The organism is Flavobacterium sp. KKT103 (assembly GCF_055640565.1).
Window position 1 is genome coordinate 2674323 of record NZ_CM145766.1, and the last position, 24537, is coordinate 2698859.

A 24537-nucleotide genomic window follows, 5' to 3' on the forward strand; every position below is an offset into this window, starting at 1 on the left:
TTTCTACTTACGAAATTTTTTCTCTTTCTCTTTTTGAATTGACTCCATAATAAAGACAAAAACCTTACTAATGATATCTTCACTTTTTATTACAGTGTCTTTATCAATTCTCCAAACTACTTCTTTCAAATTATTTAAATCTACTTTTGACTTTATAGTTTTAATTAATTTTGGTTCATCCCCTGGGAAATGATGAATTGGTGTTTCAATTGATAAATATCCATTCCACATTTTTATTGTTAATTCAGCATCCCGAACCCAATTTACAATACTATTCTCGTAACTTAATGTTACGCTATACCCCATAGAAGTAATTAGCAATGAATTATATCCATTTTTTCTTTCTGTTTTAAATTTAAAATCTGTCTTCTCAGTATATAGTTGTGCCTTTTCTTTAATTTTATCAAAAAGAAGTTCAACATCTTTTTTTGCAAGTTCGACACCTACAGTTGATTCAAGAATATGATTTATTTCATTGTTTAGCTTTTCTTTTTGACTAACTTCATTTGCAATCGCGATAATAGGGTCATAATTAGGATTATTAAAATCTGGAATTTCTCCTTGCTTTGGTCTAATAATCTCAGGCTTGTTGTAAATTATTCTACTTAGATTAAAGGCATTGTTTTCGAATTTAGAATCATCTTGCATCGAATGATAAATTTTTGTTCCAATGTAAACTGGCGCACTTGTAGCTTTTGTACCTTGTCTTAATACAGGAATAAACTTGTCATTTCTAGATTGTAAATCATACAATCCTTGTGATATCAAAGAATATTCAAAACCTGTACCTCCAGTTCTTGAATCAGCCTTTTTTTTATATTCCTCTGTAAGTATAATAATAACTTTATCAGCTTTCTCTAAACCATTTTCCATAAAATGTGTTAGCTCTTTACCAGCTGCTAAATCAAACTGATCTAGTAATACATTACAGCCTGCTTTTTCTATTAAGTAATTAGCAAGTTTTAAAACCCACTCTTTGTGTTCTTGACTATCCCAAGAATAAGATATAAAAGTTATTGGTCTATAATTCATACTGTTCAATTTTATTATTTTAACAATTCTTACTGACTTAAAATTAAACCATTGTATTAATATTTATGACAGATGTAGATCACTTCTTTTTAAGTTATCTTCGGTCTCTAATATATAATAAAGTTCCATCAGGATACTTTCTTAAATAATTTATATTACTTTCTGGAATTTGAAAAACTGCATTTGATTCATTCGGATTAATTAAACTATCCATTACTTCTTTGTAAATGCCAATTTTTAATTCACCACCGTGAAAATATCGGGATGTTATAGAAAGTCCCAAAGCAATATCAGTTTTTTCCAACGGTAACAATAACCTTAAAGGATCTTCTACCCAATAAATTGGATTTCCGTTATCCGTTTCAGTGTCTAAAACATAAGTTGGGTCATTTTCCTCTTGAATTGGAGGTACAATACCTTCATTTAAAATTGAATCTACTCTTTTAAAATCACCAACCAAATAGAACCAAGAGGCATAATGCAACTTTTTTAATAGAATTAAATCTTTTGGATCAGTACATTGAGTTTGCGTCAATGCATAATTAATTGATGATTTACGATTTGCAGGTATATCTGCTAAGTTAACATCATTATTATTTTCATACTTAACACACATTGGCAAATGAAAGTCAAAGCAAGGTGGATTATAGACATCATCTATTTGACTTTTTGCTTTGCTTAAATATCCTGTTGTCGATGAAACTGTCCCATTCATAGTTCCTTTAGACTCAAATAAGCCTATTTTAGTTAGTGTTGAATCTAAAAAAACAAAATCAGGACTCTTACCGTTGGTTTGAATATTTAAAGTCGCTAAAGTTTTATTTTTAGCTAAATCAAAATCAATGATATAAGGGAAATTAAGTCTCTTTGCAACAAAATGATAATTTATTCCTTGTGCCATTTCACCTATTCTTGTGCTTTTTGAAAAGTCTCTTAGTCGTTCGTATCTTGATTCGCTTAACAAAAAATTAGTTTGTGTTGAATCAATAAAATTTAATTGACTTAACATCGATGATAGTACATCAAAATACAATTCCTTTTGAGTTAAATGATAAGCGCATAATGTTCGTGCTGTTGAATAAGACAAGTCAACTATATCTAATGAAAAAATACCTTTATTATCTTTATCACGTACATAAAAATTAGTTGGATAATATTCAAAAACATCAAATTCGTGTTGTATAAATCTTATCCTTGAAAATCTAAGATTCAATAAATCTATACTTAAATGCATATGCGTTTTTTTGTTTTACTTAATTAGTAAACCCTTACTTTCCCAGTTACAACCCCATCAATCAAACTACTCTTATATTCCTTCAACTTCTCAATCTCTTGCTCTTTTAACGAAATGGCTGTGGCGATTTTATTTGTAGCATTTTCTATATAGGCTGAAATTTCTTTTTGTTCTTCAATTGGAGGTAATATTATTTTATGATTATTTAGGTCACTTTGTGTCATACTTGGTAATGCAGTTGCAGTGCTATACAACTTAAATGGAATTGTTGTTGAAACATAAAATAGATATTTACAAAAACTGTTTGACTTGCAAATTGCATAAAACATTGTGTCAACTGCCCAAAATTTCCCAACAAAATATAAAGGTTTATCGATTGTTCCTTTTCGACCTAAAAATAAAACTTCTCCATCATACATATATTCAGATGCATATGCGAATTGACCACCTGAACCAATTACTGGATAACCTTCGTGTGTTTGAATATGTTTATAATCTGAACCGTTATTAATTATTAAACAATGTTTCAGCCTCTTCACCTCCCAATGCCCAGGAATCTCCCCAATCCATTCCACACCGCTGTTCTTTAGTTTTACATCATGATTAATACCTTTTGTAACGGCTTTGTGAATGAGTATTTGACGGCGTTCTTTTAATAAGTCAATTTGCTGTTGTTTGATGGCAATGGCTTGGTCTATCTTGCCAGTTTTATCATCTAGAAATTGGGCAATTACGGTTTGTTCTTGAACTGGAGGAAAAGGAAATTGAAATCTTCTAAAGTCTAAATAGCTTATATTTTGACGAAGTCCAGAACCTAAACCATAAATGATTTTATTGTTATCAATTGAACGAAAAAAGTAATGATAAAATTTAGAATTTGCTTTTGATTTAAAACGTAAATTTAAATAAGCATTGGTTATTATTCCTTCGTATTCAGAAATAGAACTTCTTAAACTTACTGTATCATTTTGTAAATCGGTAGGTCTAAAAATCAAATCACCTTTGTTCACAAATTGATAAGTCTCAAATGATTCAGGAACAAGTCCAGTTAATTCATTTTCTCCTTTAACTCGAATATTTCCATAACTTAATGAAAGAACAGTGTTTCTAATCATTCCTTTGTTTCTGTCTTTATTCTCATAAATAAAACTCAGACCAGGAAGTACCTCCCAATGCTCAGGAATATCCCCCAACCATTTCACCCCCGAAGGTTTGTAATTCGAATAGGTTTGTAATTTTGTAATGGTATTATTCATCAGGGGAATCAGTTCGGTTTAGTAGTTCGTTTTCAATTTCTTCAATAGTAGGCAAGCTACTTTTTAATTCTTCGGGTAGTATTTCGGTAAACGAAAATTCGCTAATTCCTATGGGTTTGTTAATATCACGCAGAGCAAACTCGGCTTCGATATTATTTTTGTCCCTGCACAATAGTATTCCTATGGTGGGTTTATCGCCTTCTAGTTTCAAGAGTGTATCAACTGCCGAGAGGTAAAAATTCATTTTTCCTGTATATTCAGGGATAAAGGCAGTATTTTTTAATTCTATCACCACGTAACATTTGAGTTTGATGTGGTAGAACAGTAAATCTAAAAAGTATTCTTTATCTCCAATTACGAGTGGATATTGTTGTCCCACAAAAGCAAAACCTTTCCCTAGTTCCAATAAAAATTTGGAGATTTGTGTCACCAATTGTTTTTCTAAATCTCGTTCCTTCATTTTTGGAGACATTGTTACAAAATCAAAAACGTATGGATCTTTTAGCGTTTGTTGTGCCAAATCGGACAGCGGTTCTGGTAGGGTATTTTTGAAATTGGTTATTGATTTTCCTTGTCTTGCAAACAATTTTGATTTGATTTGCATAGCTAAAGTTTCCCGACTCCAAGCATTTTCTATGGTTTGCTGGATGTAAAAATGCGCTTGTGCTACATTTTCTGATTTTGTAAAAATATAAATGTGATGTCCCCAAGGAATTTGGGTCAATATTTGTCCTTCTAATTGGTCAACAAGCTGTTGACTATTTGGAGTATTCGTATTTTTCAATTGGGCAACAAACTGTTGCACAATTGAATCTTTATAAAATTTATAAAAACTTCGGCAGTATTTAAGGTTTGTACTCGAAAAACCTGTCATTGTTGGGAATTCTTCTTTTAAATCAACCGCTAATTGGTCTATTAATTTATTTCCCCAAGTGGCTGTTTCTTGCTTTTCGGCAATCATTTTTCCTAATTCCCAATAGAAATTAATCAAAGCTGCATTGACCGCTACTGCTGCCTTTATTTGAGACGAACGGATTTTTGATTTTAATTCAAAAAGCCATTGTTTGTATTCATTGTCTAGTATTTGCATCCTGAAATTTTATTTATAAAGCCAATATTTCTGCAATCAATCCATCACTTCGCCTTTCTAAGTCGATAATATCATTAGTCACTTCCGTGATGCTACGCAAGGGTTTGTGTTGGTAAAAATATTTGTTAAAGCTAATTTCATAACCAATTTTAGTTACATCTAAGTTGATCCAAGCTTCTGAAACGTGTGGTTGTACTTCGCGTAAAAAGTAATTGTAAATCGGTTCTTTTAGCGGTACATTTTCAGTATCACGCAAATCACTTTCGGTTTCGTAGGTTAGATATTCGCCTTTTTTAGCTGTTGGATAAAAACCATAATTAGGCAAATCCTTTTCGGTACAATCTAATTTTTCTAAGAGTTGGTTTAGTTTGTCTCCTGTTAGTTTTATGATACTTTTTATAACTTTTTCCGCATCAGCATTGTACCATGAAATGACATTGTAAATGGCATTTAATTCCGAAGCACTTACTTTTAATTTATTGGCTTTTACCGAAGTGGCTACCTTGTCTTTGAAAATATTGAAATCGCTATATTGCTCCGTTCCTACGGCGTCCATTAGTGTAGTACCCAAGGTCATTAGGTCGAATTGTTTTTTCCAAAGTGTCTCGGAAGTTAAAGCTTTCAATTGTTTGGCATTGAGGTTGAGTTCTTGTTTTTCGCACCAATCGGTAATGGCCTTTTCGTGTTGTTTGATTTCGGTGTAAATCGCTTCACCATGGGTTTCGTATATCCATTGCATCGGTTCGCGAAGGGTTTTATCAAAACGCAATTCTGCTATACGCTCTGCTGTAAACTGTGCTTTTAAACGCTTTGGTCTTTCAATGGTTACTTTGTGGTAGCCAAAATCAGCGTTATCAAATATTTTGGAGGCAATGCCTTCGCTTCCGGTTCTTTCTATGGCTTGTAAATCGGTGTAGGTTTTTACAATTTCGGAAATGTGTTCTGGAGCGAACTCACAGTTTTTGTTTCCTAAATTCTTGCGCAGTTTTCGGAACAATTGTCCAGCATCAATCAATTGCACTTTGCCTTTACGTTTGGCAGTTTTATTATTACTTAGAATCCAAATGTAAGTGGTAATTCCTGTATTGTAAAATAAGTTATTTGGTAATTGTACGATAGCTTCGAGCCAGTCGTTTTCGATAATATATCTACGAATGTTGCTTTCTCCACCTCCCGCATCGCCAGTAAATAAACTACTTCCGTTGTGAACGGAAGCGATACGAGTTCCTGTTGGACTTTGTGAAAGCGGTTTCATTTTACTAATCATTTCCATTAGAAATAATAACTGACCATCGGAAGAACGTGGTATAGCATCAGCATCTTCTTTAATTCCCCAATAGTTTTTAAGTTGAATTTGGAAACGTGTATCAATTACATCTTTTCCGTCTTTGATGTATTTTTGCTCACTCGCCCACGATTTTCCGTAAGGCGGATTGGATAGCATAAAATCGAAAGTAGTTCCAGCAAATTCATTGGTAGAAAGCGTAGAGCCAACACGGATATTTTCGGGATTGTTTCCCTTTATCATCATATCGGATTTACAGATAGCATAGGTTTCGTCGTTGATTTCTTTTCCGTACAAATACACATCACCTGTTGCCTTTATTTCTCCATCTTCATCTTTTATAAAATTTTGAGATTCGGTCAACATTCCACCACTTCCACAAGCTGGGTCGTAGATAGTCATTACAGGTGGTAAATTGTTTTTGATTGGGTCAAAAATGATATGCGTCATCAGATCGATTACTTCACGAGGGGTAAAATGCTCTCCAGCTTCTTCATTATTTTCTTCGTTGAACTTTCGGATTAATTCTTCAAATACATACCCCATTCCAAGATTAGTTAGGGCTGGCAATTTTCTACCATTACTATCATTTTTTTCGAAAGGCGTAACGTTGATGTCTGGAGAAGTAAACTTTTCCAATACATCCAACAACACATCTTTCGTAGCCATATGGCGAATTTGAGTGCGCAATTTGAATTTCTCAATAATTTCTTTAACGTTGTGACTGAACCCATTTAAATAATCTTCGAAATTGGCTTGTAATAATTGCTGGCTATTGGTTGCTGTATCGTGTAATCGTTGCAATGTCCATTCACTGGTGTTGTAAAACACATAACCCGAAGCGACACGCAATCCGTTTTCGTCCCATTCTGTAAATCCTGCTTCGTCCCGTTGAAAAGTTAGTTCTTCCATCACCGCTTCTTTCGTTGGTTCAAGTAAAGCGTCTAAACGACGAAGTACAACCATTGGTAAAATTACATCACGGTATTTTCCTCGAACATAAACGTCTCGGAGGCAATCGTCAGCAATTGACCAAATGAAAGAAACTAATTTATTGTGTACGGATTGATTCATTTATTTTGAAATTTATTATAAATTGTAAAACTATAATTTTCATAATTATTAACCTAGTTATGTTTTATATAGATTTTCCTAGTTTGTAAAAATAGACTTTACTTCTTATTTGTATTTACGGTTTATCACATTAATGTACTTATATATTTTGATTACTCATTTAGAAGTTATTTTATTAGTTGGCAATCAAGGTAATCATACCTGCAAGATTGTGGTCTGAAATATACCCTAAAACAAAATTCTCAGCTTCTTTTTTATGGTCAGGAGAAGTAGAAAATGAATTGAGATAAAAGTCTTCATTTTCGTCAGCAATGTGAATAATTTCGGTGTAACCTTTGGCAATTAATGTACCTTTTAATTTTAGTATTTTAAGTTCATTACTATTGCTAATTTCTCTTTTAACTCTGAGTTTTATAGTTTTATCCATGATGTCAGATTTTTGTAATTTTTGTATTAAAATAGAATTTTCTAAAAGCAATAAAGAGACCATGAAGGTCTCTTTATTGGAATCAATTTATCCTTTATAAAAGGTTATTTTCCTTTTAGTAATTTCTCCAAATATTCAACCTTGTCTTTTTCTGCCTGCACTAAACGTTCGTACAATTCAACAACTTTCTCAAGAGGATTAAAAGTAAGATGGCTACAAGAATTTAATATATGTCCTTTATTATCGTAGTAATTATTAAAATAATTTATCACACTTTCTTCCGAAAAGTTCTTAATTGCTTCTACAGTTACACCCAGTGCTTTTGCGACTTCGATTAACTTTTCTTCTTCTATAGTTTCGCTGTTCTCCATAGCGGAAATTGCCTGCTGGTTAGTTCCTAAGGCTTGTGCTAAGGCTTCCTGTTTCATGTCTCTTAGTTCACGAATACGGCTGATTTTTCGCCCTATATGATTTGGTTTTGTTAATGTACTCATAGTTCAAAGATAATAATTAGGAATGAAAAATTAAGTGATCCGTAAAAAACAGATTCCGTGCTGTAGGATACAGACAAAAATGATTCGGTACGGTACAATCTATTGCTTACTTGCTGTGTATAAAACAAAAATACAATTTTTCGGCTATGTAACAATTAAAAAAAGTAAAATTATGAGTACAAATCAATTACCACAGCAAAAAGTATTGGAGTCTGCAATTCCAAAACTCCGAGTTTTTATGGGCATAACTGCAGTTTCATTATATGAGGCAAATACGTCAGGAAAATCAGGTTATTTCCTGACGATATTAGAAGAAGTTGATAAGAACCACAAAAACAATAACTTATGAAAACGCTAGAAAAACTTTCATTACCAAAACTCGAAAACGAGTATTTGGAAGATATTTTAAGACAATTGGCTAATCAATATACTATCATTCAGATGTTTTTTACCAAACAACCCTCTTGTGTGCTTTCGTATCTTGTTATTCATATTGAAAAAAATATGGATGCACAGAAGCTTCAGCAAAACAAATGGGTTAAAAAAGTTAAAAAAAACTTTCAGATCGCTGTCTATTTTGTCTGCTCTTCAAGACTCCGTCATCATTATTCTTTAGGTTTTCACTTTATTGCTTTTTACTGTCGTCAGTCTGCTGTTATTTATCAGAATGAAGTTATGCAAGATTCTTTTTTCATTACAAGGGAATGGAATAAATACAAGAAAAGGTTCAATCTGTATCAAGATAATTTTTATCACGATCATGATCTTCATAATTGCCAAGTTAAAAATCTTATTTCAGAAGGTACTTCAAATAGTGTTTTTACATCCTATGCAAGACTGATTGAATATGATCTTGAATATTTAGAAGAGCTGTACTGCGGAAATAAATCTACTTTGATAAGCTTAGATGAAAGGATCAGTAATCTTATAGAATACATTCCTGAAATTCAAAAATACTTTGTAAGAATCAGCTACAACAAATATTATCTTACAGATTTATTTGTAAAAGCAAAAGAAGCAACCGCCGATGATGAGGCAATTTATAAACAAGAAATGTATGAAGCAGTTGGAATTGCCCAGCAAAGTCTATATCGCCTTATAGTAGAGCGTTTTGACGAATTAAAGAAACTGATAAAAAAAGGATTACTTGCAAAACATGAAGTTTCATGTCAAATTAATGAGAAACCTAAAGATATAATTCTCAGCACTGCAATAGAAACCATATTAAAGTCGGTTGAAGCCGAACATATCTATCTGTATCATCAGATTAATTACGGTGAAAAAAAAGCTTATTATCTGATGATTATTGCAATGGGTGTTGGTAATGAAAAATTAAAACAACTCACCCAATCCTTAAAAAGTAAAACTGGCGGAAAATATGATTTTGTTTTGTTAAGTCACAGCCGTGAATGGTTACAAACAAACCTGTATCAAAATCAAAGTTTCTTTTACAATATTGTACAAAGCAAATACCTTACCTATTCATCCAGTAAATATCTTCCAGAATTTCATTGGGAGATACCTCATAATCCTTACCATGCTGATCTGCATTTTTATTACAAGCCAACCAAAGATATTGCCCAGCAATTTTTCACAATAGCCAATAATGCAGAAGAAAACTATCAAGGTTTAGAATACTTTTTTACAATATTTTTTATATCCTTTTGCAGGACATACATTTTTGTAAAAACCTATTACCTGCCTAATTATCTTTCTAATCAAACATTATGGCAATTATGCATCTATGCAAATGCCGACATACGAAAGTATAATTATTTAATAGAGCAATTCTGGACTGATTTCTTTCCTTATTTAGATAGACACATGATACTACATCATAAGTTTTCAAAGCTCAGCAAAGAAGAAGTGGGTCAGATGAATATTATTGTAGAGAAACTGATGGATGAATTGCATAATATAGTTGTTGAAGACACGGACTTATTGAGCTTTGAGCAAGAATTATACAATGGATGAATCGATTTAAAAATAAAAATTATGAAAACAGATGAAATTGAAACCTTAGAAACTATCAAGAGAATAACGGACATGTGTTTGCGTACCTTAAAACCAGCCGAAGATAAAAGCGGTTTATATACTGTTGAAATTAGAGTATTCGATTATTTAGAACTTGCCTCGGTTATTAGAAACCTGATGAAATTATGTATTGTGGCTCTTGACCAAGATAGTGCAGAAGTCCCAGTTACGATTAAAAATCAGTCAATTGATGTGGGGCTGATACTAGGAATTGCTTTTCAGTTATTCCCAATTGATGAATTTGAACTGCTAAATGAAATAAGCATATTATTTCCTGCTGATTCAAGAAAAGAACATGAGATTATCAATAAGTAATAATCATATTCTTAACTAACCTTTTTCCATTTACAAATTTAATAAAACGCCGACTTCGGAGGCGTTTTCCAGCCCCCGCAGGGGCAAGTGGTTTTGAGATGCTGAATTCATTTTCAGCATCTCAAAACACAACTTGCTGTTACCTTCGCGGTAACTTTTTACCAAATGGATTTTATAGAAAAGGGTTGATACCCTTTTTAAAATAGAATGCCTAAAAGGAAAATAATATCATTAGTTTTCATGAATCATTATGGTTATCATTTTTGAATAAACGTAAGACTGCCATGCCGATATTTATTTCAGTCTCATTACCTGTTGATATCCTATCGTGGTAAAATATCTTGAAGCAATATGGTATAGGGCACAAGCTTTCGTAGTTTATTGTATGGTATAAGAACCGCGATAAACTGTAAGGTTGGTTAATTTGCACACATCAAACGCTTTTACATATATATACTTTTATTTAAAAACGCTTTTATTTATATGCAGAAATCCAGATATACAGAAATATACTTATCAAGTTATCCAGAGATAAAGTTGTACAGAAATACGCTTGTATAGAAATCTAGTTTTACACAGATACAGTTATACAGAAATCCAGATATATGAAAATACAAACGCCAATTTATAAAATAATCTAGGCATAATTATGATTTATTTGCGGTTTATATAAAACGTAAATCCTTCCTTTACTATCTACGCCAAATAAAGACAAACAAAGCCAAAAAAGGACAGGATGGAAAAGTTATAAATTTATAGGGTTACTTTGTTTTATAAAAACAAGGCATCATGAAAAAAATAAAAAAGCCAAAGGAAAAAGAAAAGACTGAGCAAAGGATAACGGAAAAAGCTAAACAAGAGAAACTTGATAAAAGTGATAAAAAGCTATTTGTACAGATAGACAAAAGTGGAGACCCAATTTCTAATTTTATTTCAAATTTCATAAGACAATTAAAAAACCCGACGCCTATAGGACTGCCTAAAGTTTCAGAATTGTTAAGTCTCTTCAGAACAAAACGTATTCCAGAGGAAAAAGAACATGCAAAACCTTCCGATATAATGGGTTCAGTAAAAACGGTTTTTAGTTCTGAAAAGAAAAAATCAGCAGAAGAAGGAAAAATTAAAAAAGGCAAAACGATAAGCCAAGGTATGCGTCATACTCATTTTAACGAGGTCAAAGAAAAAGAGGACTTTCAAACACAAAGAAAAACTGAAAATACAAAACCAAAATTACGCATGTAATTAGAAAATTTTATATAGAATTTTTAAGAAAATTATCTTAAAATAATGATACAGTATTGGTTATTAAAAAAGGAATACGGATTAGCCGTATTCCTTTTTCATTTACTTTGAATTATATCCAATGATAAGGCTTATCTTTTCTGTTCAGGTAACAGTACATTTCTTCCTTTTTAAGTTCTGGAAAGAATCTTAAAGCTCGGTCAATGGCATAATTAGGAAGGAAATAAATCTCATCACGGACTGCCTTAATTACTTTATCATATCCATAGAAACGCACAAGCTCATCAATTTCCTGCTGACCGCCACGTTCTACGATACGGGCAATAACTGCCTTATAAGCTTTCTGCCAGTTAAGCTTATCTATATCTGTATCCCAAAAAAAGCTGGATTCAAAATCAGGTGCCGGCATTTTATCTTTTAGATTCATAGCATTAAATTTAATGAATTGTTTTTAATTATCCAAGCTTTCAACGCTTATATCCTCCTCCTTTGCCCCTTTTTGGAGGAGGTATTTTAGGTATTGCAAAGTCCTTGGCAGGATTTAGCGAAGCCTGTTTTAATCTGTCTGATATTTTTGACCATCTGTGTTCTTTTGTTTTGAGCATCTTAACGCCAAATTCTTTTATAATGTTGTCGAAAAAAGTTAATCCAACAAGAGCCAAAGCAGGATCTCCATTGTACTTTCTTTGATAAGATTCCAAATACTTTTTCAGCGGATGATGATCTAAAAGGAAATACATATCTACAAAATCCTTAATTCTAGTGCCGTTTCTAAAGATTGCGTGAAGTTTCATCGCTCCGATGTCCAGTATGGATGCTAATCTCACATTTTCGATAGTCTGTACAGGGCTTTGCCAGGCATATTTATGGGTAAGGATATCAACCTTTATACTGCCTATTTTTATCATTAGCGTATTTGTATCTATATTTTCGACTTTTAAAGAAGAATGTGATTTTTTTAGGTGGCCTAACATAGCCAGAGCATCAAAATCCTTTACAGTGAACAAGTCAATATCAATACTTAAGCGGTGTCCGATCTGAAGACTCAGCGAAGTACCGCCCACGAGATTAAAATCTTTTAGTTTTTCATCTTTCATTAACTTTTGGAGAAGCTCCCACATTTCCTTACTGACTGTTTCTTTATGTAACATAATCTAAAATTTTCAGAAAAAGTAATCCTGAAAATGGAGCATGTTTACAAAGTGGCTTTCATAGGCAGTATTTGGCTTTTCTTGTCGCTATACCTGCTACTATATAGTCGGTTTTATGTTTGTGTGAAGCTTGTCAGATAAACTCTTTGGAAAACGAAAACTGACCCTTGCATTTTTTATTCGGTAATGAGAGGAGGAGCAGTTTTATTTCATCCATTCCTATCTTCCATTCCAATTATCCATCCGACCCAATCCTATTGACTTTTTTTTTATTCGTTTAAAGAGTCGGAGTATGCTGGTTTTATTTCGGGGACAGCAAATCGAAATGTATAGCAAGTGACAAGGCTTTTTGAAAAAATACTACCCGAATGGGTGGAGATTTTTTCAAAAACCTGCAAGACCTGGCCTTGGCACTTGCGTTAAAAACATGGAGATAGCTTTGCCCCTAAATAAAACCAGTATCGACTGTTTAACTTTAATAATGGGAAAAATAATTAAAGAAAAATTTAAATTTTCTATAGCGGTTATTTCTATCTGATGTGGAAACGAAAAGCCAAATACTGCCATTCGATACAACATCAAACATTAATTGACCAGAGTGAAATATATTGCTTTTCAATTTAAAAAAAAAATGAACCTAAGCTGAATTTATGGAAAGTAATGACAAAACTAATACATATAAAGGTGGTAGACATCCCAAGAAAGATCCTGCTGTGTTTCGCTATTCTATCAGTTTTACCGCTGAAGAAAATTCCCGTTTCCTCTCCCTTTTTGAGCAGTCAGGAATGAATGTAAAAGCGCACTATATTACTGCCTGTGTTTTTCAGAAAACCATTAAGACAATCAAAATTGACAAGGCAACAATGGATTACTACATGCGCTTGACCACCTTATCAGGTCAGTTCAGGGCTATCGGTGTGAACTATAACCAAATTGTGAAACTCCTGTACAGGAATTTTACAGAAAAAAAAGCGTCTGCCTATCTGTACAGATTGGAAAAGCAAACTGCTGAATTGGTAGGATTATGCCAAAAGATTATACAACTTACGGACGATTTTGAAACAAAACATCTTAAGAAATAAAAGCGGATGATAGTTAAAATTGGCAGGGGCGAAAAGCTTTATTGGGGTATTGGGTGGATTACCTCCCCAAGATCAAGGACAGGATTATGAAGAAGGAGAAGCATTTGCCAAAAAGATGAAGAAAAAAACAAAGCAAAGAAAACGGTAATAATGCTAATTCATTTGTAGCAAAAAAGATTCTAATTAGAGGGTAATAAATACCCTCCTATTAATGACTTGCGTTTTGGTAGATATATGTATTGGAAAGGAGTTTATCTACCAAATTGCAACTACCTCTTTGGTTAAATAAATACTTTCCCGACCAAAGAAAGGGAATGTATTTATTTACTAAAAAAAATATTTTTAAAAAATTGGCTTTAATAAGCCATGTGACGACAAACACTTCCTTTGAATACTATTAGATGGAAAACAATAAATCTATTTTATAAATTCAAGGGTAATTTTAAAACTATTTAAAAATTTTTATTAAAGTAAGGAGGGTAAAATGGATAATTTAGAAAAGGAAACTACTGAAAAAGAAGAAATTATCTCAAAAATTTATGATGAGATAGAAAGAGAAAAAGAAGAAAAATTTGTAAATTTATTGGTTGAGATTATTGTGTCAATTACATTAAGACAAGTTTATGAAGAGAGCGATTAGATATTTGAGATTTAGCCAATTGGGACAAAGTAATGGTTCAATTGAAAGACAGGAATTATACACCGATCAATATATACAACATCACAATATTCAATTGGTTGATACCTTCATAGATAGAGGTAAAAGTGCCAAAACTTTTGATCGTCCCGATTTTATAAAATTACAAACTTTTATAGCTAAGCATTATAAATCGGTAGATTATTTGCTTGTGGATCAGCTAGACCGCTTTAGTAGAGATGCAGGCGAAGCCATGAATATGGTTAAGCAATTTCAAAAAAAATACAGCATCCAAATTGTTAGCGTAACAGAAGGAATCACTTTTGATTATGATACTCCAGGAAGTTTTTTCAGGGCGGGTTTACAATTACTACTTGCTGAAGAAGATAATATCAACAGAAGTATAAAAGTTCGAGGTGGACTGTATACTGCCCGAGCAAAAGAAGGGCGATTCTTGACAAGAGAAAAACCTTTTGGCTATAGTAAAGTCGGAGAAGGCAAGCAACGTCATCTTGAAATAAACGAAGAGGAAGCTAAAGTGGTACGCATTGTGTATGATATGTTTCTTCGTGATGTGCCTTTGTATAGAATCAAGGAGAAAGCGTATGAATTAGGTTTTGATAGAAAGGGTAATATGGCTCTTGACCGTGTGCTTGCAAACCCTGTGTATGCGGGTCTTGTCAGAGTAGAAGCTTTCAAAGATTTGCCAGGAGGACTTTTTCCAGCAATCCATGAAGCTATTATCGATAAAACAACATGGCAAATGGTACAAAGCAAAATGAAGAAGGAAGATAAAGTGAAAGTTACCGTAGATGATGATATTCCGCTTAGGGGCGTTTTAAAATGTCATTGTGGAGCTCCGCTTACTGGTGCGCCGTCACGTGGTAAATCGGGTAAATACTTTTACTACTACAAATGCAAACATTCCAAGCATAATAATATCAGTGCTATTAAGGCACATGAGCAGTTCTTAAATGCTTGTGACCTTATGAGTATCACTGAAACCAATATCAAAGGAATCAGAAATAATTGTTATTCTACAATTGAGGATGAAATGAAAGTTAACAAGAAAAAAGCATTAGAGAAAAAACAGGAACTCGATGAAGTACAGCAGAAACTCAATACGGTTGAAGAAAAATGGTTTAAAGACGAAATAAACAAAGATACTTATGATAGATGGTATCCAGTTTACAGTTCACAAATTTTAAACCTCCAAACGGCTATTGAAAGACTTAGTACTAACCACGGAAAAGTTTTTGAATTTTTAGATGCTAATCTTGATATGTTATCCGATATGAGATATGTCTATACAGAATCAGATACCTTGCAGAAAAGAGAGTTTGTAAACATGGTGTTCAACAAGAACTTATACTATCAAAATGGTATCTATCGAACACCTACAATGATAGATATGTTATCGCATAATGCCAGTAAAATGGAGGAAAAGGGATACCTTATATACCAAAAAAAGAGGGATACTTTTTCAAGTATCCCTCAAAGTGGGCGATGAGGGGTTCGAACCCCCGACCCCCTCGGTGTAAACGAGGTGCTCTGAACCAGCTGAGCTAATCGCCCTAATTGTGTGTGCAAATATAAGACTAGAATTTACATTTGCAAGCATATTTTTAAATTATTTATCGAAAAAATGCATAATAATTTGTTACTAACTCAATACCAAATCATTAGTAAAACCAACTGCTGATCTTATTTTTTTGGGAATGAACGTGTATAGTGCTACCTTTGTAAACACAAAAAATAAATAATGGGAAGGTTCAAAGAAAACGATTTACCTAAATCAAAAATTACTGCTAGTTCTCTTAATAAAGCAAAGATTATTTTCAAGTATGCAGGTAACAACAGTTGGAAATTTTATGTTGGTTTAGTTTTTTTATTGCTAACAAGTGTAACCGCTTTAGCTTTTCCAAAATTCATGGGAATGTTGGTGGATTGTGTGAATAAAAAAGACAGCGAACTAGCGAATCAAATTGCGCTAGGATTGGGTTTAGTCTTAATTTTACAGTCGGTTTTTTCATTTTTTAGACTTTCACTGTTTGTGAATTTTACTGAAAATACTTTAGCCAATGTTCGGCTAGCTTTGTACACCAATTTAGTAAAGCTACCCATGTCGTTTTTTTCACAGAAACGTGTTGGAGAATTGAATAGCCGCATCAGTAATGATATTACGCAAATACAAGACACTTTAACGACAACGATAGCTGAATTTTTGCGTCAGTTTATTCTAATTATCGGTAGTTTCATCATGTTAGCTAGCATCAATATCAAGCTAACGATTATGATGGTTTCCGTTGTACCTCTCGTGGGAGTTGCTGCAGTTCTTTTTGGTCGTTACATCAGAAAATATTCCAAAAAAGTTCAGGATCAGGTTGCCGAAAGTCAGGTGGTCGTCGAAGAAACGATGCAAGGAATAAGTATCGTGAAAGCATTTGCTAACGAATGGTATGAAATCGCTCGTTATAAAGGACGAATTAATGAAGTAGTGAAAATCGCTATTAAAGGTGGTCAGCTACGTGGTTATTTTGCTTCCTTTATCATAGTATGTCTGTTTGGTACCATCGTAGCGGTAGTTTGGTACGGAGTTCAGTTGAGTATTGGTGGTGAGATTTCGGTTGGAGAGTTGTTTACTTTTATTTTGTATTCTAGTTATGTAGGTGCTTCTTCTGGGGGAATAGCCGAATTGTACGCGCAAATGCAAAAAGCAATTGGTGCTACGGAACGTGTTTTTGAATTATTAGACGAAACTCCTGAAGATATTAAAGGAACTAGCAATTTAAATGCTGAGAAAATAAAAGGAAACGTGACGTTTAAAAATGTTGCTTTTAGCTATCCTTCTCGAAAAGAAATTGATGTTTTAAAAGATGTGAGTTTCACGGCGAATTTTGGACAAAAAATAGCTATTGTAGGTCCTAGTGGAACAGGAAAATCGACGATCGCTTCCTTATTACTACGTTTTTATGATATTGAAAGTGGAGAAATACTTATTGACGGAAAAAGCATTTATGATTTTGATTTAGAAAATCTGCGTGGCAATATGAGTATTGTTCCACAAGATGTTATTCTTTTTGGTGGAACCATTAAAGAAAATATCGCTTACGGAAAACCAGATGCTACTGATGATGAAATAGTTTTAGCTGCTAAACAAGCCAATGCTTTTAATTTTATCGAAGGATTCCCAGAGCAATTTGAGACGGTAGTAGGAGAACGAGGCGTTAAGCTTTCGGGAGGACAACGACAGCGTATTGCGATAGCTAGAGCTTTACTTAAAAACCCAAGTATATTGATCTTAGATGAGGCTACTTCGTCATTGGATAGCGAAAGCGAAAAATTAGTACAGGAAGCATTAGAGATTTTGATGGAAGGTCGTACAAGTATTATTATTGCTCACAGACTTTCTACGATTAGAAGCGCTGACCAAATTCTGGTTTTGGATAATGGAAAAATTTCGGAACAAGGAACGCATTTAGAACTTATCAATCTAGAAAACGGAATTTATAAAAATTTAAGTAACCTGCAATTCAGCACTACTTAATCGGGGAACTTAAAAATAAAATAGGCAGAGATTCGCTTTTGCGAAAGCGATATTCAATCTTCCTAACATACAATAAAAAGGGTCTAACAAATTGTTAGACCCTTTTTAGTTTTATGCTTTAGATGCTGCTTTTCTTCTTTTTCTTTCGGTTTTAATCAGTGTGAGTTCCCGATTAGTTTGACCCGCTACCGACGTATTTTCTTCGGCACGACGAATTAAATAGGGCATTACATCTTTTACAGGACCAAAAGGCAAGTATTTAGCAACGTTGTATCCGTTTGTAGCTAAGTTGTAGCTAATATTATCACTCATACCATACAATTGACCAAACCAAATTCGGCTATCATTAGAAGCAATTCCTTTGTCCTGCATCATTTTCATTAGGTCGTAGGTACTTTGCTCGTTATGTGTTCCAGCAAATATGGCCATTTTGTCTAAATGCTCTAACATATATAGTACGGCAGCATCGTAATTTAAATCAGTTGCTTCCTTAGAAGCGCATATTGGCGTAGGATATCCTTTTTCTTCAGCACGCTTGTTTTCTTTTTCCATGTAAGCACCGCGCACTAATTTCATTCCAATATAAAATCCTTCTTCATTAGCTATTTGGTGCAATCTTTTAAGATAATCCAAACGATCCCAACGATACATTTGTAAAGTATTAAAAACGATCGCTTTTTCTTTGTTGTATTTGCGCATCATATTCGTTACTAAATCATCTGCGGCATCCTGCATCCAGCTTTCTTCACCATCAATCAGCAAAGCAACATCTTTACTATGACCTTCTTTACATACCGTATCAAAGCGAGCCACTACCCTATTCCATTCTTCTTGTTCTGATGCTGAAAGAGCTTCTTTATTCCCCACCTTTTCGTACAGATCCAAACGCCCTAATCCTGTAGGTTTAAAAACAGCAAAGGGAATCGCAAGTCGCTCCTTGGCAAATTCGATTGTTTTTAAGGTCATACGCAAAGCAGCATCAAATTGATCCTCTTCTTCTTTACCTTCAACAGAATAATCAAGAACCGATGACACACCTGCTGTATACATTTTATCTACTACGGATAGGCAGTCATTTTCGTTCACTCCACCACAAAAATGATCAAATACGGTAGCTCGAATCAAACCCTCTACTGGCAAATTTGCTTTCAAAGCAAAATTAGTAACCGCTGTACCAATTCGAACTAAAGGTTGATTAGCAATCATTTTGAACAAAAAATAGGCACGATCCAATTCGGTATCACTCTTTAAAGAAAAGGCAACTTGCGTATTGTTGAATAATTTTTCCATGTAGCGGTTTTTTACGCAAATATAACCATAGTTTGGTTTTTCAGAATGATAATTCCTCAAAAAATAAATTCGTCGGCTATTTTATAATTATTTTAAATTAAATTCGAACTTAGGGAAAAATAATCAATAAATTTGAACTCTTAAATTTTTGAATCAAAATCAGTTAAATGGGAAAAAAAACTACACAAATTGACAATCGTACAGAAGCTAGCTCCTCTAACAATAATTATTTTGAAATAATTACGCTACTATTTGTCTCCAGTATTTTACTAATTGATTTTTTTCCACAATTTGGTAGTATTGAAATAATTGCTCCTCAATATCTTTATTTGAGTCTACTAAATATCCTTGTTAGTTTTTTTATTTTTCGAAATCCCGAACTATTAACTAGTACTGTTAAAACCATTTTCCAAAAAAGCATGGTTTTTAAAAGTTATGTAGCCTTCTTGTTTATTTGCCTTGTTTCTGTAATTATGGCAGCAAATTTTTCGCTTGGGCTCATTAGCTTTGTTCAGGTGCTGATCATCTTTTGCACTTTTGTTAATTTATCCCTCTTACTTCATGACAGACTTCATATTATCTATCAAATATGTTTTCTTGTTGGTATTTCGTTATTTGTTCAATCCTATTTGGCAATTAATCATTTAATTGAAATTGCAAAGTCAATAAATCTCTCGACGGCTTTTTCTTTTATTCAAGGTAACACAGGAAACATTAACATTTTTGCTGCTACTTTAACGGGTAAATTACCTTTTTTAATGCTGGGAATCTATCATTTTTCAAAATGGAAAAAATGGTTTCTGATGTGTACAATGCTTCTTGTTCTATTTATTGTCTTTTTGACTGCGTCAAGAGCAAGTTATATCGCTTTAGTTTTAAATTTTATAGGTTTTATAAGCATACTGCTAGTAGTAAAAATACCAAAAAAGGATTATCTCGCTTTACTACCTTACATAATACTCCCTTTAATCATAGCATTTGTAGGCGCAACATTGACTTTCAAAACAGCACAAGATAAAGGAAGATTTAGCTCAGTAACGGATAGATTTTCTGAAATTAGTCCAGTAAATTCGAAGGATGGATCGATAAACATTCGTTTGCAATATTGGAATAATGCTTTGGAAATAGCAAAGGAAAACCCAATGTTTGGTATAGGTTTGGGTAACTGGAAAATACAGTCACAACCGTATGAAAAGGAATTAGTTAATAATTTAACAGTATCTGATCATCCACATAATGATTTTCTAGAAATTGCTGCTGAAACAGGTTTTATTAACTTAATTATTTACTTGTCTCTTTTTATTTTTGGATTAATAACAAACGTAAAAAAGATCATTTCCACTAACGAACTACAATCGAAACTAATAGCTCTGTTGGCATTGCTGCTTTTAATAAGTTATGGCATAGATGCAACCTTTAATTTCCCTTTGTATCGCGCAACAATGCAAATTAATTTTTGTTTGTTTTTAGTATTGACTATTATCAATACTAAATTTGACACTTCTGCTCCTCTTTTAAGTAATAAACTAGCATTAGTTATAGCTTCATTGAGTATTATTTGCTTCTATTTTTCATACCAAACCTTAAAAGCATACCAATTTGAGAACGAAACCGTTTTTGATTTGCAGTCATCGCAACCAAAACTGCGTTACGATGACATAATTGATAGAATACCTAAATTTCCAAATACAGCAACGAATTCGCAACCTTATATTGAGGTAGCTGCTGTTTACGCTTTTAATGAAAAAAAATATGAGCAATCTATAAAATATTTTAATCAATCAAAAAATATCAATCCATATACGGGTAGAGCTGAGTGGTACAAATATCGTATTTTTAAAGAAAAAGGAATAGCTGATAGCGCAAGATACAATGCTCGTAAAGCATTTGAGATTCGTCCAAGAAACCAAGATTATTTCCTTTCAGCTTTAGTTGTTGATGCAATAGCTAAGGATACCACAGAAATTCTAAAGACGTATACAAAATATACTCAGTTCAACAAAGAACCTAGCGTATGGATTAACACTTCAAGCGCTTTGGCCCAGGCTTTATATCCTAATAATAGTATGCTTAGTTTTATGGAATCAGGTTTGAAATTATTTCCAAAAGACAGTAGTTTGCTTAGTAGGAAAAAATCTTTTGAAAAAGATAGTCAGTTTGCAGAGGCCGTAAATAAGCAATTATTAACATCTAACAATAGCGATAATATAAATATTGCAAACCAACTAGCATTACAGTCTAATTTTAGTAAAGCACTGCCCTACTATAAAAAAGCCGCTATCGATGATCCAAAAAACATCATAATCATTCAAAATATCGGAATTTGCTATTTTCAGTTACAGCAGTTCAAAACAGCAATTAATTATTTAGAAAAAGCTTTAAATTCGCCACTGCTAAATGATGGGAAAACAGAATTTCTTTTGGGAGTTGCCTATTTAAATACCAAAAACAAGGAAAAAGGATGTAAGTTTTTGATCCTAGCCGAAAATAAAAATTATCCGGGAGCAGCAGCACTTGTATCCCAATACTGTAATTAAAAAAAATATGTCACAAGATTTAAAAACAATCCAAGCGAGTAATCATCCCATCTATTTTAATGAAATGGGCTACCCCGCATTAAACCTTCATTTAAGCCAAAACAAATACTCCACTATTTTTATAATAGTCGATACCAATACCAATGAATTTTGTTTACCTAAATTGTTGCCGTTATTAGAAACGGATTCAACAATTGAGATAATTGAATTTGAGTCTGGCGAAATAAACAAAAATATTGACACTTGTATCCAAATTTGGAATGTGCTAACAGAGCTTGGCGCCGATAGAAAAAGTTTGGTTATTAATTTAGGAGGTGGCGTTGTTACTGATTTAGGAGGGTTTGTTGCTTCCACTTTTAAAAGAGGAATTGACTTTATCAATATTCCCACTACGCTACTTTCGATGGTTGACGCCTCAGTTGGTGGTAAGAATGGTGTTGATTTAGGCAACTTAAAGAACCAAATAGGTGTTTTCAACCTACCACTAATGGTTATAGTTGACACCGACTATTTGGAAACGGTTCCTCAAAACGAAATGAGATCAGGACTTGCTGAAATGTTGAAGCACGGACTAATTTATGATAAAAAATACTGGGAGCAATTTTTGGACTTAAAAGCAATTGATTTTGATGGTCTAGACCAATTGATCTACCGTTCGGTAGAGATAAAGAACGAAATTGTAACCATTGATCCTAAGGAAAAAGGATTGCGAAAAGCACTTAACTTTGGTCACACCTTAGGACATGCAATAGAAAGCTACTTCCTAGAAAGTGATAGTAAAGAGACGCTATTGCACGGGGAAGCAATTGCTGTTGGAATGGTACTCGAAAGCTATATTTCCTTAAAAAAAGAGCTTTTAACTAATGATGAATACAACGAAATTAAAACAACCATCAAGAGTATATATGATGAGATCATTTTCGAACAAAATGATTTAGAACCGATTTTAGATTTACTCATTCATGATAAGAAAAACGAGTACGGAACGGTGCAGTTTGCCTTGATAGACAGTATTGGTAAAATTAAAATAAATCAATTAGTTGAAAATGAATTAATTCTTGACGCTTTTACCGATTATAAATCTTAATATTTTTTTACCAAAAAGGATTGGATTGCGTACATAATATTTTTTACATTTGCGGTAATGAAAAGAAAGCAAAAAAGAGCAGCATCTAGCTCAACCGAAAATCAAAATAACAAGTCTTTGTCAAGGATATTGAAGCGTTTTAATGCATTCAAGGACAATTTTGATTTTGGTATTTTTCATTACCAAAAAGTAGAACACGAAAAACTTCAGATTATTTATGCCAACATTAGAGTTTGAATTTTAGCAAATTTTATATTTTTTAATTTAATCTATCTAAAAAGTTCAAGCTAAATGAATACTAAATACACTGATTTAATCAATCAAACCTACTATTTCCCACAAGAAGAGTTCAAACTAGAGAAAGACAACCTACAATTTCACAACATCGATTTGATGAAGTTAGTAGAAAAATACGGTACACCCTTAAAATTCACGTACCTTCCTCAAATTTCTAACAATATCAACAAAGCTAAAAGTTGGTTTAGAAAATCAATGGAGAAAAACAAGTACGAGGCTAAGTATTACTACTGCTATTGTACTAAAAGTTCTCATTTTGAATTCATTATGAATGAAGCTTTCAAGAATAATATTCATGTCGAAACTTCATCAGCTTTTGATATTAATATTGTCGAAAACTTAATGGCCAATGGTAAGATTAACAAAAGCACTTATGTAATATGTAATGGTTTCAAAAGAGAACAATACATTGAAAACATCGCGCGCTTGATCAACAACGGACATAAAAACACTATTCCAATTATCGATAACTACGAAGAGTTAGACCTTTTACAAGCAGAAATAAAAGGTAAATTCAAAATAGGAATCCGTATTGCAGCTGAAGAAGAACCAAAATTTGAGTTCTATACTTCTCGTTTAGGAATTGGTTACAAGAACATCGTTAGCTTCTACAAAAAGCAAATTCAAGAAAACAATAAGTTGGAGCTAAAAATGCTTCACTTTTTTATCAATACTGGAATTAATGATACGGCTTACTACTGGAATGAATTAGTAAAATGTATTAAAGTTTATATCGCTCTTAAAAAAGAGTGTCCAACTTTGGATGGATTGAACATTGGTGGTGGATTCCCTATCAAAAATTCATTAGCATTTGAATATGATTATCAATATATGATTGATGAAATAATCAATCAAATTAAAATTGCTTGTGATGAAGCTGAAGTAGATGTACCTAATATCTTTACTGAATTTGGTTCGTTTACAGTTGGTGAAAGCGGTGGAGCAATCTATCAGATTTTATACCAAAAACAGCAAAATGATAGAGAAAAGTGGAATATGATCGATTCATCTTTCATTACGACTTTACCTGATACTTGGGCAATCAATAAGCGTTTTATTATGTTAGCGGTTAACCGTTGGAATGAAACATACGAACGGGTACTTTTAGGAGGATTGACTTGTGATAGTGATGATTATTACAATTCTGAGCAAAACATGAATGCCATTTATTTGCCAAAATACAATAAAGACAAACCCTTATATATTGGTTTCTTTAATACAGGTGCCTACCAAGAAACTATTGGTGGATACGGTGGACTGCACCACTGCTTGATTCCGCAACCTAAACATATCTTAATCGACAGAGATGAAAACGGAATTCTAGCTACAGAAGTATTTTCAGAGCAACAGACATCCGAAGACGTATTAAAAATTTTAGGATACAAATAAAATAATAAAAATAGATAATTAGTAAATCTAAAAATCA

At 33.0% G+C, this 24537-nt stretch carries 22 protein-coding genes and 1 tRNA gene; 12 read left to right on the forward strand and 11 right to left on the reverse strand.

Going from position 1 to position 24537, the window contains the following annotated elements:
• Positions 1-3: 3 nt before the first annotated feature.
• From ACZ2G0_RS11465 to ACZ2G0_RS11495, 7 genes are all read right to left on the reverse strand, one after another.
• Positions 4-1032, reverse strand: coding sequence for a toll/interleukin-1 receptor domain-containing protein (locus ACZ2G0_RS11465; RefSeq protein ID WP_470307774.1), 1029 nt, complete (start codon positions 1030-1032; stop codon positions 4-6).
• Positions 1033-1126: 94 nt separating this feature from the next.
• On the reverse strand, positions 1127-2266 hold the full coding sequence (locus tag ACZ2G0_RS11470; protein ID WP_470307775.1) for a hypothetical protein: 1140 nt from the start codon (positions 2264-2266) through the stop codon (positions 1127-1129).
• A gap of 23 nt (positions 2267-2289) precedes the next feature.
• Complete coding sequence (locus ACZ2G0_RS11475) at positions 2290-3522, reverse strand: restriction endonuclease subunit S (protein ID WP_470307776.1); 1233 nt, start codon at positions 3520-3522, stop codon at positions 2290-2292.
• On the reverse strand, positions 3515-4612 hold the full coding sequence (locus ACZ2G0_RS11480; RefSeq protein ID WP_470307777.1) for a PDDEXK nuclease domain-containing protein: 1098 nt from the start codon (positions 4610-4612) through the stop codon (positions 3515-3517). Before ACZ2G0_RS11480 ends, ACZ2G0_RS11475 begins: the two co-directional genes overlap by 8 nt.
• 13 nt (positions 4613-4625) lie before the next feature.
• The gene (locus tag ACZ2G0_RS11485) at positions 4626-6971 is read right to left on the reverse strand and encodes a type I restriction-modification system subunit M (RefSeq protein WP_470307778.1); all 2346 of its coding nucleotides are present in this window, start codon (positions 6969-6971) and stop codon (positions 4626-4628) included.
• A gap of 175 nt (positions 6972-7146) precedes the next feature.
• The gene (locus ACZ2G0_RS11490) at positions 7147-7398 is read right to left on the reverse strand and encodes a hypothetical protein (RefSeq protein ID WP_470307779.1); all 252 of its coding nucleotides are present in this window, start codon (positions 7396-7398) and stop codon (positions 7147-7149) included.
• Positions 7399-7502: 104 nt separating this feature from the next.
• Positions 7503-7892, reverse strand: a complete 390-nt coding sequence (locus tag ACZ2G0_RS11495) for a helix-turn-helix domain-containing protein (RefSeq protein ID WP_470307780.1) — start codon at positions 7890-7892, stop codon at positions 7503-7505.
• Positions 7893-8064: 172 nt separating this feature from the next.
• Between ACZ2G0_RS11495 and ACZ2G0_RS11500 the strand changes: the two genes are divergently transcribed.
• The 4 genes from ACZ2G0_RS11500 (at position 8065) to ACZ2G0_RS11515 (ending at position 11483) form a co-directional block, all read left to right on the forward strand.
• Entirely contained in the window at positions 8065-8241 is a 177-nt protein-coding gene (locus ACZ2G0_RS11500; RefSeq protein WP_470307781.1) for a hypothetical protein, read from the forward strand.
• Complete coding sequence (locus ACZ2G0_RS11505; protein WP_470307782.1) at positions 8238-9866, forward strand: hypothetical protein; 1629 nt, start codon at positions 8238-8240, stop codon at positions 9864-9866. The genes ACZ2G0_RS11500 and ACZ2G0_RS11505 overlap by 4 nt, the downstream gene beginning before the upstream one ends.
• 21 nt (positions 9867-9887) lie before the next feature.
• Entirely contained in the window at positions 9888-10241 is a 354-nt protein-coding gene (locus ACZ2G0_RS11510) for a hypothetical protein (RefSeq protein WP_470307783.1), read from the forward strand.
• 789 nt (positions 10242-11030) lie between these two features.
• Positions 11031-11483 (forward strand): hypothetical protein, encoded by a 453-nt coding sequence (locus ACZ2G0_RS11515; RefSeq protein ID WP_470307784.1) that lies wholly within the window; start codon positions 11031-11033, stop codon positions 11481-11483.
• Between the two features lie 112 nt (positions 11484-11595).
• Here the strand turns inward: ACZ2G0_RS11515 and ACZ2G0_RS11520 are convergent, their stop codons facing one another.
• Positions 11596-11910: a DUF6922 domain-containing protein gene (locus ACZ2G0_RS11520; protein ID WP_470307785.1), complete on the reverse strand. Its 315-nt coding sequence runs from the start codon at positions 11908-11910 to the stop codon at positions 11596-11598.
• A gap of 40 nt (positions 11911-11950) precedes the next feature.
• The gene (locus ACZ2G0_RS11525) at positions 11951-12634 is read right to left on the reverse strand and encodes a nucleotidyl transferase AbiEii/AbiGii toxin family protein (protein WP_470307786.1); all 684 of its coding nucleotides are present in this window, start codon (positions 12632-12634) and stop codon (positions 11951-11953) included.
• A 650-nt stretch (positions 12635-13284) separates the two neighbouring features.
• Between ACZ2G0_RS11525 and mobA the strand changes: the two genes are divergently transcribed.
• From mobA to ACZ2G0_RS11540, 3 genes are all read left to right on the forward strand, one after another.
• Positions 13285-13716 carry a conjugal transfer protein MobA gene (gene mobA, locus ACZ2G0_RS11530; RefSeq protein ID WP_470307787.1) on the forward strand — a complete coding sequence of 144 codons (432 nt, stop codon included), beginning with the start codon at positions 13285-13287 and terminating at the stop codon, positions 13714-13716.
• 484 nt (positions 13717-14200) lie between these two features.
• Positions 14201-14356 (forward strand): hypothetical protein, encoded by a 156-nt coding sequence (locus ACZ2G0_RS11535; protein WP_470307788.1) that lies wholly within the window; start codon positions 14201-14203, stop codon positions 14354-14356.
• Positions 14340-15863, forward strand: a complete 1524-nt coding sequence (locus ACZ2G0_RS11540; protein ID WP_470307789.1) for a recombinase family protein — start codon at positions 14340-14342, stop codon at positions 15861-15863. The genes ACZ2G0_RS11535 and ACZ2G0_RS11540 overlap by 17 nt, the downstream gene beginning before the upstream one ends.
• On the opposite strand, the gene ACZ2G0_RS11545 is transcribed toward ACZ2G0_RS11540, so the two are convergent.
• Positions 15854-15928 (reverse strand) — tRNA-Val (locus tag ACZ2G0_RS11545). The genes ACZ2G0_RS11540 and ACZ2G0_RS11545 overlap by 10 nt on opposite strands.
• A gap of 187 nt (positions 15929-16115) precedes the next feature.
• Here ACZ2G0_RS11545 and ACZ2G0_RS11550 point away from each other — a divergent pair.
• Positions 16116-17900, forward strand: a complete 1785-nt coding sequence (locus tag ACZ2G0_RS11550; RefSeq protein WP_470307790.1) for an ABC transporter ATP-binding protein — start codon at positions 16116-16118, stop codon at positions 17898-17900.
• A 111-nt stretch (positions 17901-18011) separates the two neighbouring features.
• Here the strand turns inward: ACZ2G0_RS11550 and ACZ2G0_RS11555 are convergent, their stop codons facing one another.
• Positions 18012-19190 (reverse strand): proline dehydrogenase family protein, encoded by a 1179-nt coding sequence (locus ACZ2G0_RS11555; RefSeq protein WP_470307791.1) that lies wholly within the window; start codon positions 19188-19190, stop codon positions 18012-18014.
• Positions 19191-19357: 167 nt separating this feature from the next.
• Between ACZ2G0_RS11555 and ACZ2G0_RS11560 the strand changes: the two genes are divergently transcribed.
• The 4 genes from ACZ2G0_RS11560 to ACZ2G0_RS11575 are packed head-to-tail and all read left to right on the forward strand — an operon-like array spanning position 19358 to position 24500.
• Positions 19358-21727: an O-antigen ligase family protein gene (locus ACZ2G0_RS11560; protein WP_470307792.1), complete on the forward strand. Its 2370-nt coding sequence runs from the start codon at positions 19358-19360 to the stop codon at positions 21725-21727.
• Positions 21728-21734: 7 nt separating this feature from the next.
• Positions 21735-22814 (forward strand): 3-dehydroquinate synthase, encoded by a 1080-nt coding sequence (aroB, locus tag ACZ2G0_RS11565; protein ID WP_470307793.1) that lies wholly within the window; start codon positions 21735-21737, stop codon positions 22812-22814.
• A gap of 57 nt (positions 22815-22871) precedes the next feature.
• Positions 22872-23051 carry a hypothetical protein gene (locus tag ACZ2G0_RS11570; protein ID WP_470307794.1) on the forward strand — a complete coding sequence of 60 codons (180 nt, stop codon included), beginning with the start codon at positions 22872-22874 and terminating at the stop codon, positions 23049-23051.
• Positions 23052-23105: 54 nt separating this feature from the next.
• A complete protein-coding gene (locus tag ACZ2G0_RS11575; RefSeq protein WP_300287562.1) occupies positions 23106-24500 on the forward strand; it encodes a type III PLP-dependent enzyme domain-containing protein in 1395 nt (464 codons plus the stop codon).
• Positions 24501-24537 lie beyond the last annotated feature (37 nt).

Coding starts and splice junctions, on each gene's coding strand:
- ACZ2G0_RS11575 (WP_300287562.1), top strand. CDS start 23,106: ATGAATACTAAATACACTGATTTAATCAATCAAACCTACTATTTCCCA.
- ACZ2G0_RS11540 (WP_470307789.1), top strand. CDS start 14,340: ATGAAGAGAGCGATTAGATATTTGAGATTTAGCCAATTGGGACAAAGT.
- ACZ2G0_RS11475 (WP_470307776.1), bottom strand. CDS start 3,522: ATGAATAATACCATTACAAAATTACAAACCTATTCGAATTACAAACCT.
- ACZ2G0_RS11485 (WP_470307778.1), bottom strand. CDS start 6,971: ATGAATCAATCCGTACACAATAAATTAGTTTCTTTCATTTGGTCAATT.
- ACZ2G0_RS11515 (WP_470307784.1), top strand. CDS start 11,031: ATGAAAAAAATAAAAAAGCCAAAGGAAAAAGAAAAGACTGAGCAAAGG.
- ACZ2G0_RS11495 (WP_470307780.1), bottom strand. CDS start 7,892: ATGAGTACATTAACAAAACCAAATCATATAGGGCGAAAAATCAGCCGT.
- ACZ2G0_RS11510 (WP_470307783.1), top strand. CDS start 9,888: ATGAAAACAGATGAAATTGAAACCTTAGAAACTATCAAGAGAATAACG.
- ACZ2G0_RS11480 (WP_470307777.1), bottom strand. CDS start 4,612: ATGCAAATACTAGACAATGAATACAAACAATGGCTTTTTGAATTAAAA.
- ACZ2G0_RS11520 (WP_470307785.1), bottom strand. CDS start 11,910: ATGAATCTAAAAGATAAAATGCCGGCACCTGATTTTGAATCCAGCTTT.
- ACZ2G0_RS11550 (WP_470307790.1), top strand. CDS start 16,116: ATGGGAAGGTTCAAAGAAAACGATTTACCTAAATCAAAAATTACTGCT.
- ACZ2G0_RS11465 (WP_470307774.1), bottom strand. CDS start 1,032: ATGAATTATAGACCAATAACTTTTATATCTTATTCTTGGGATAGTCAA.
- ACZ2G0_RS11525 (WP_470307786.1), bottom strand. CDS start 12,634: ATGTTACATAAAGAAACAGTCAGTAAGGAAATGTGGGAGCTTCTCCAA.
- ACZ2G0_RS11570 (WP_470307794.1), top strand. CDS start 22,872: ATGAAAAGAAAGCAAAAAAGAGCAGCATCTAGCTCAACCGAAAATCAA.
- ACZ2G0_RS11470 (WP_470307775.1), bottom strand. CDS start 2,266: ATGCATTTAAGTATAGATTTATTGAATCTTAGATTTTCAAGGATAAGA.
- ACZ2G0_RS11490 (WP_470307779.1), bottom strand. CDS start 7,398: ATGGATAAAACTATAAAACTCAGAGTTAAAAGAGAAATTAGCAATAGT.
- ACZ2G0_RS11505 (WP_470307782.1), top strand. CDS start 8,238: ATGAAAACGCTAGAAAAACTTTCATTACCAAAACTCGAAAACGAGTAT.
- ACZ2G0_RS11500 (WP_470307781.1), top strand. CDS start 8,065: ATGAGTACAAATCAATTACCACAGCAAAAAGTATTGGAGTCTGCAATT.
- ACZ2G0_RS11555 (WP_470307791.1), bottom strand. CDS start 19,190: ATGGAAAAATTATTCAACAATACGCAAGTTGCCTTTTCTTTAAAGAGT.
- aroB (WP_470307793.1), top strand. CDS start 21,735: ATGTCACAAGATTTAAAAACAATCCAAGCGAGTAATCATCCCATCTAT.
- mobA (WP_470307787.1), top strand. CDS start 13,285: ATGGAAAGTAATGACAAAACTAATACATATAAAGGTGGTAGACATCCC.
- ACZ2G0_RS11560 (WP_470307792.1), top strand. CDS start 19,358: ATGGGAAAAAAAACTACACAAATTGACAATCGTACAGAAGCTAGCTCC.
- ACZ2G0_RS11535 (WP_470307788.1), top strand. CDS start 14,201: ATGGATAATTTAGAAAAGGAAACTACTGAAAAAGAAGAAATTATCTCA.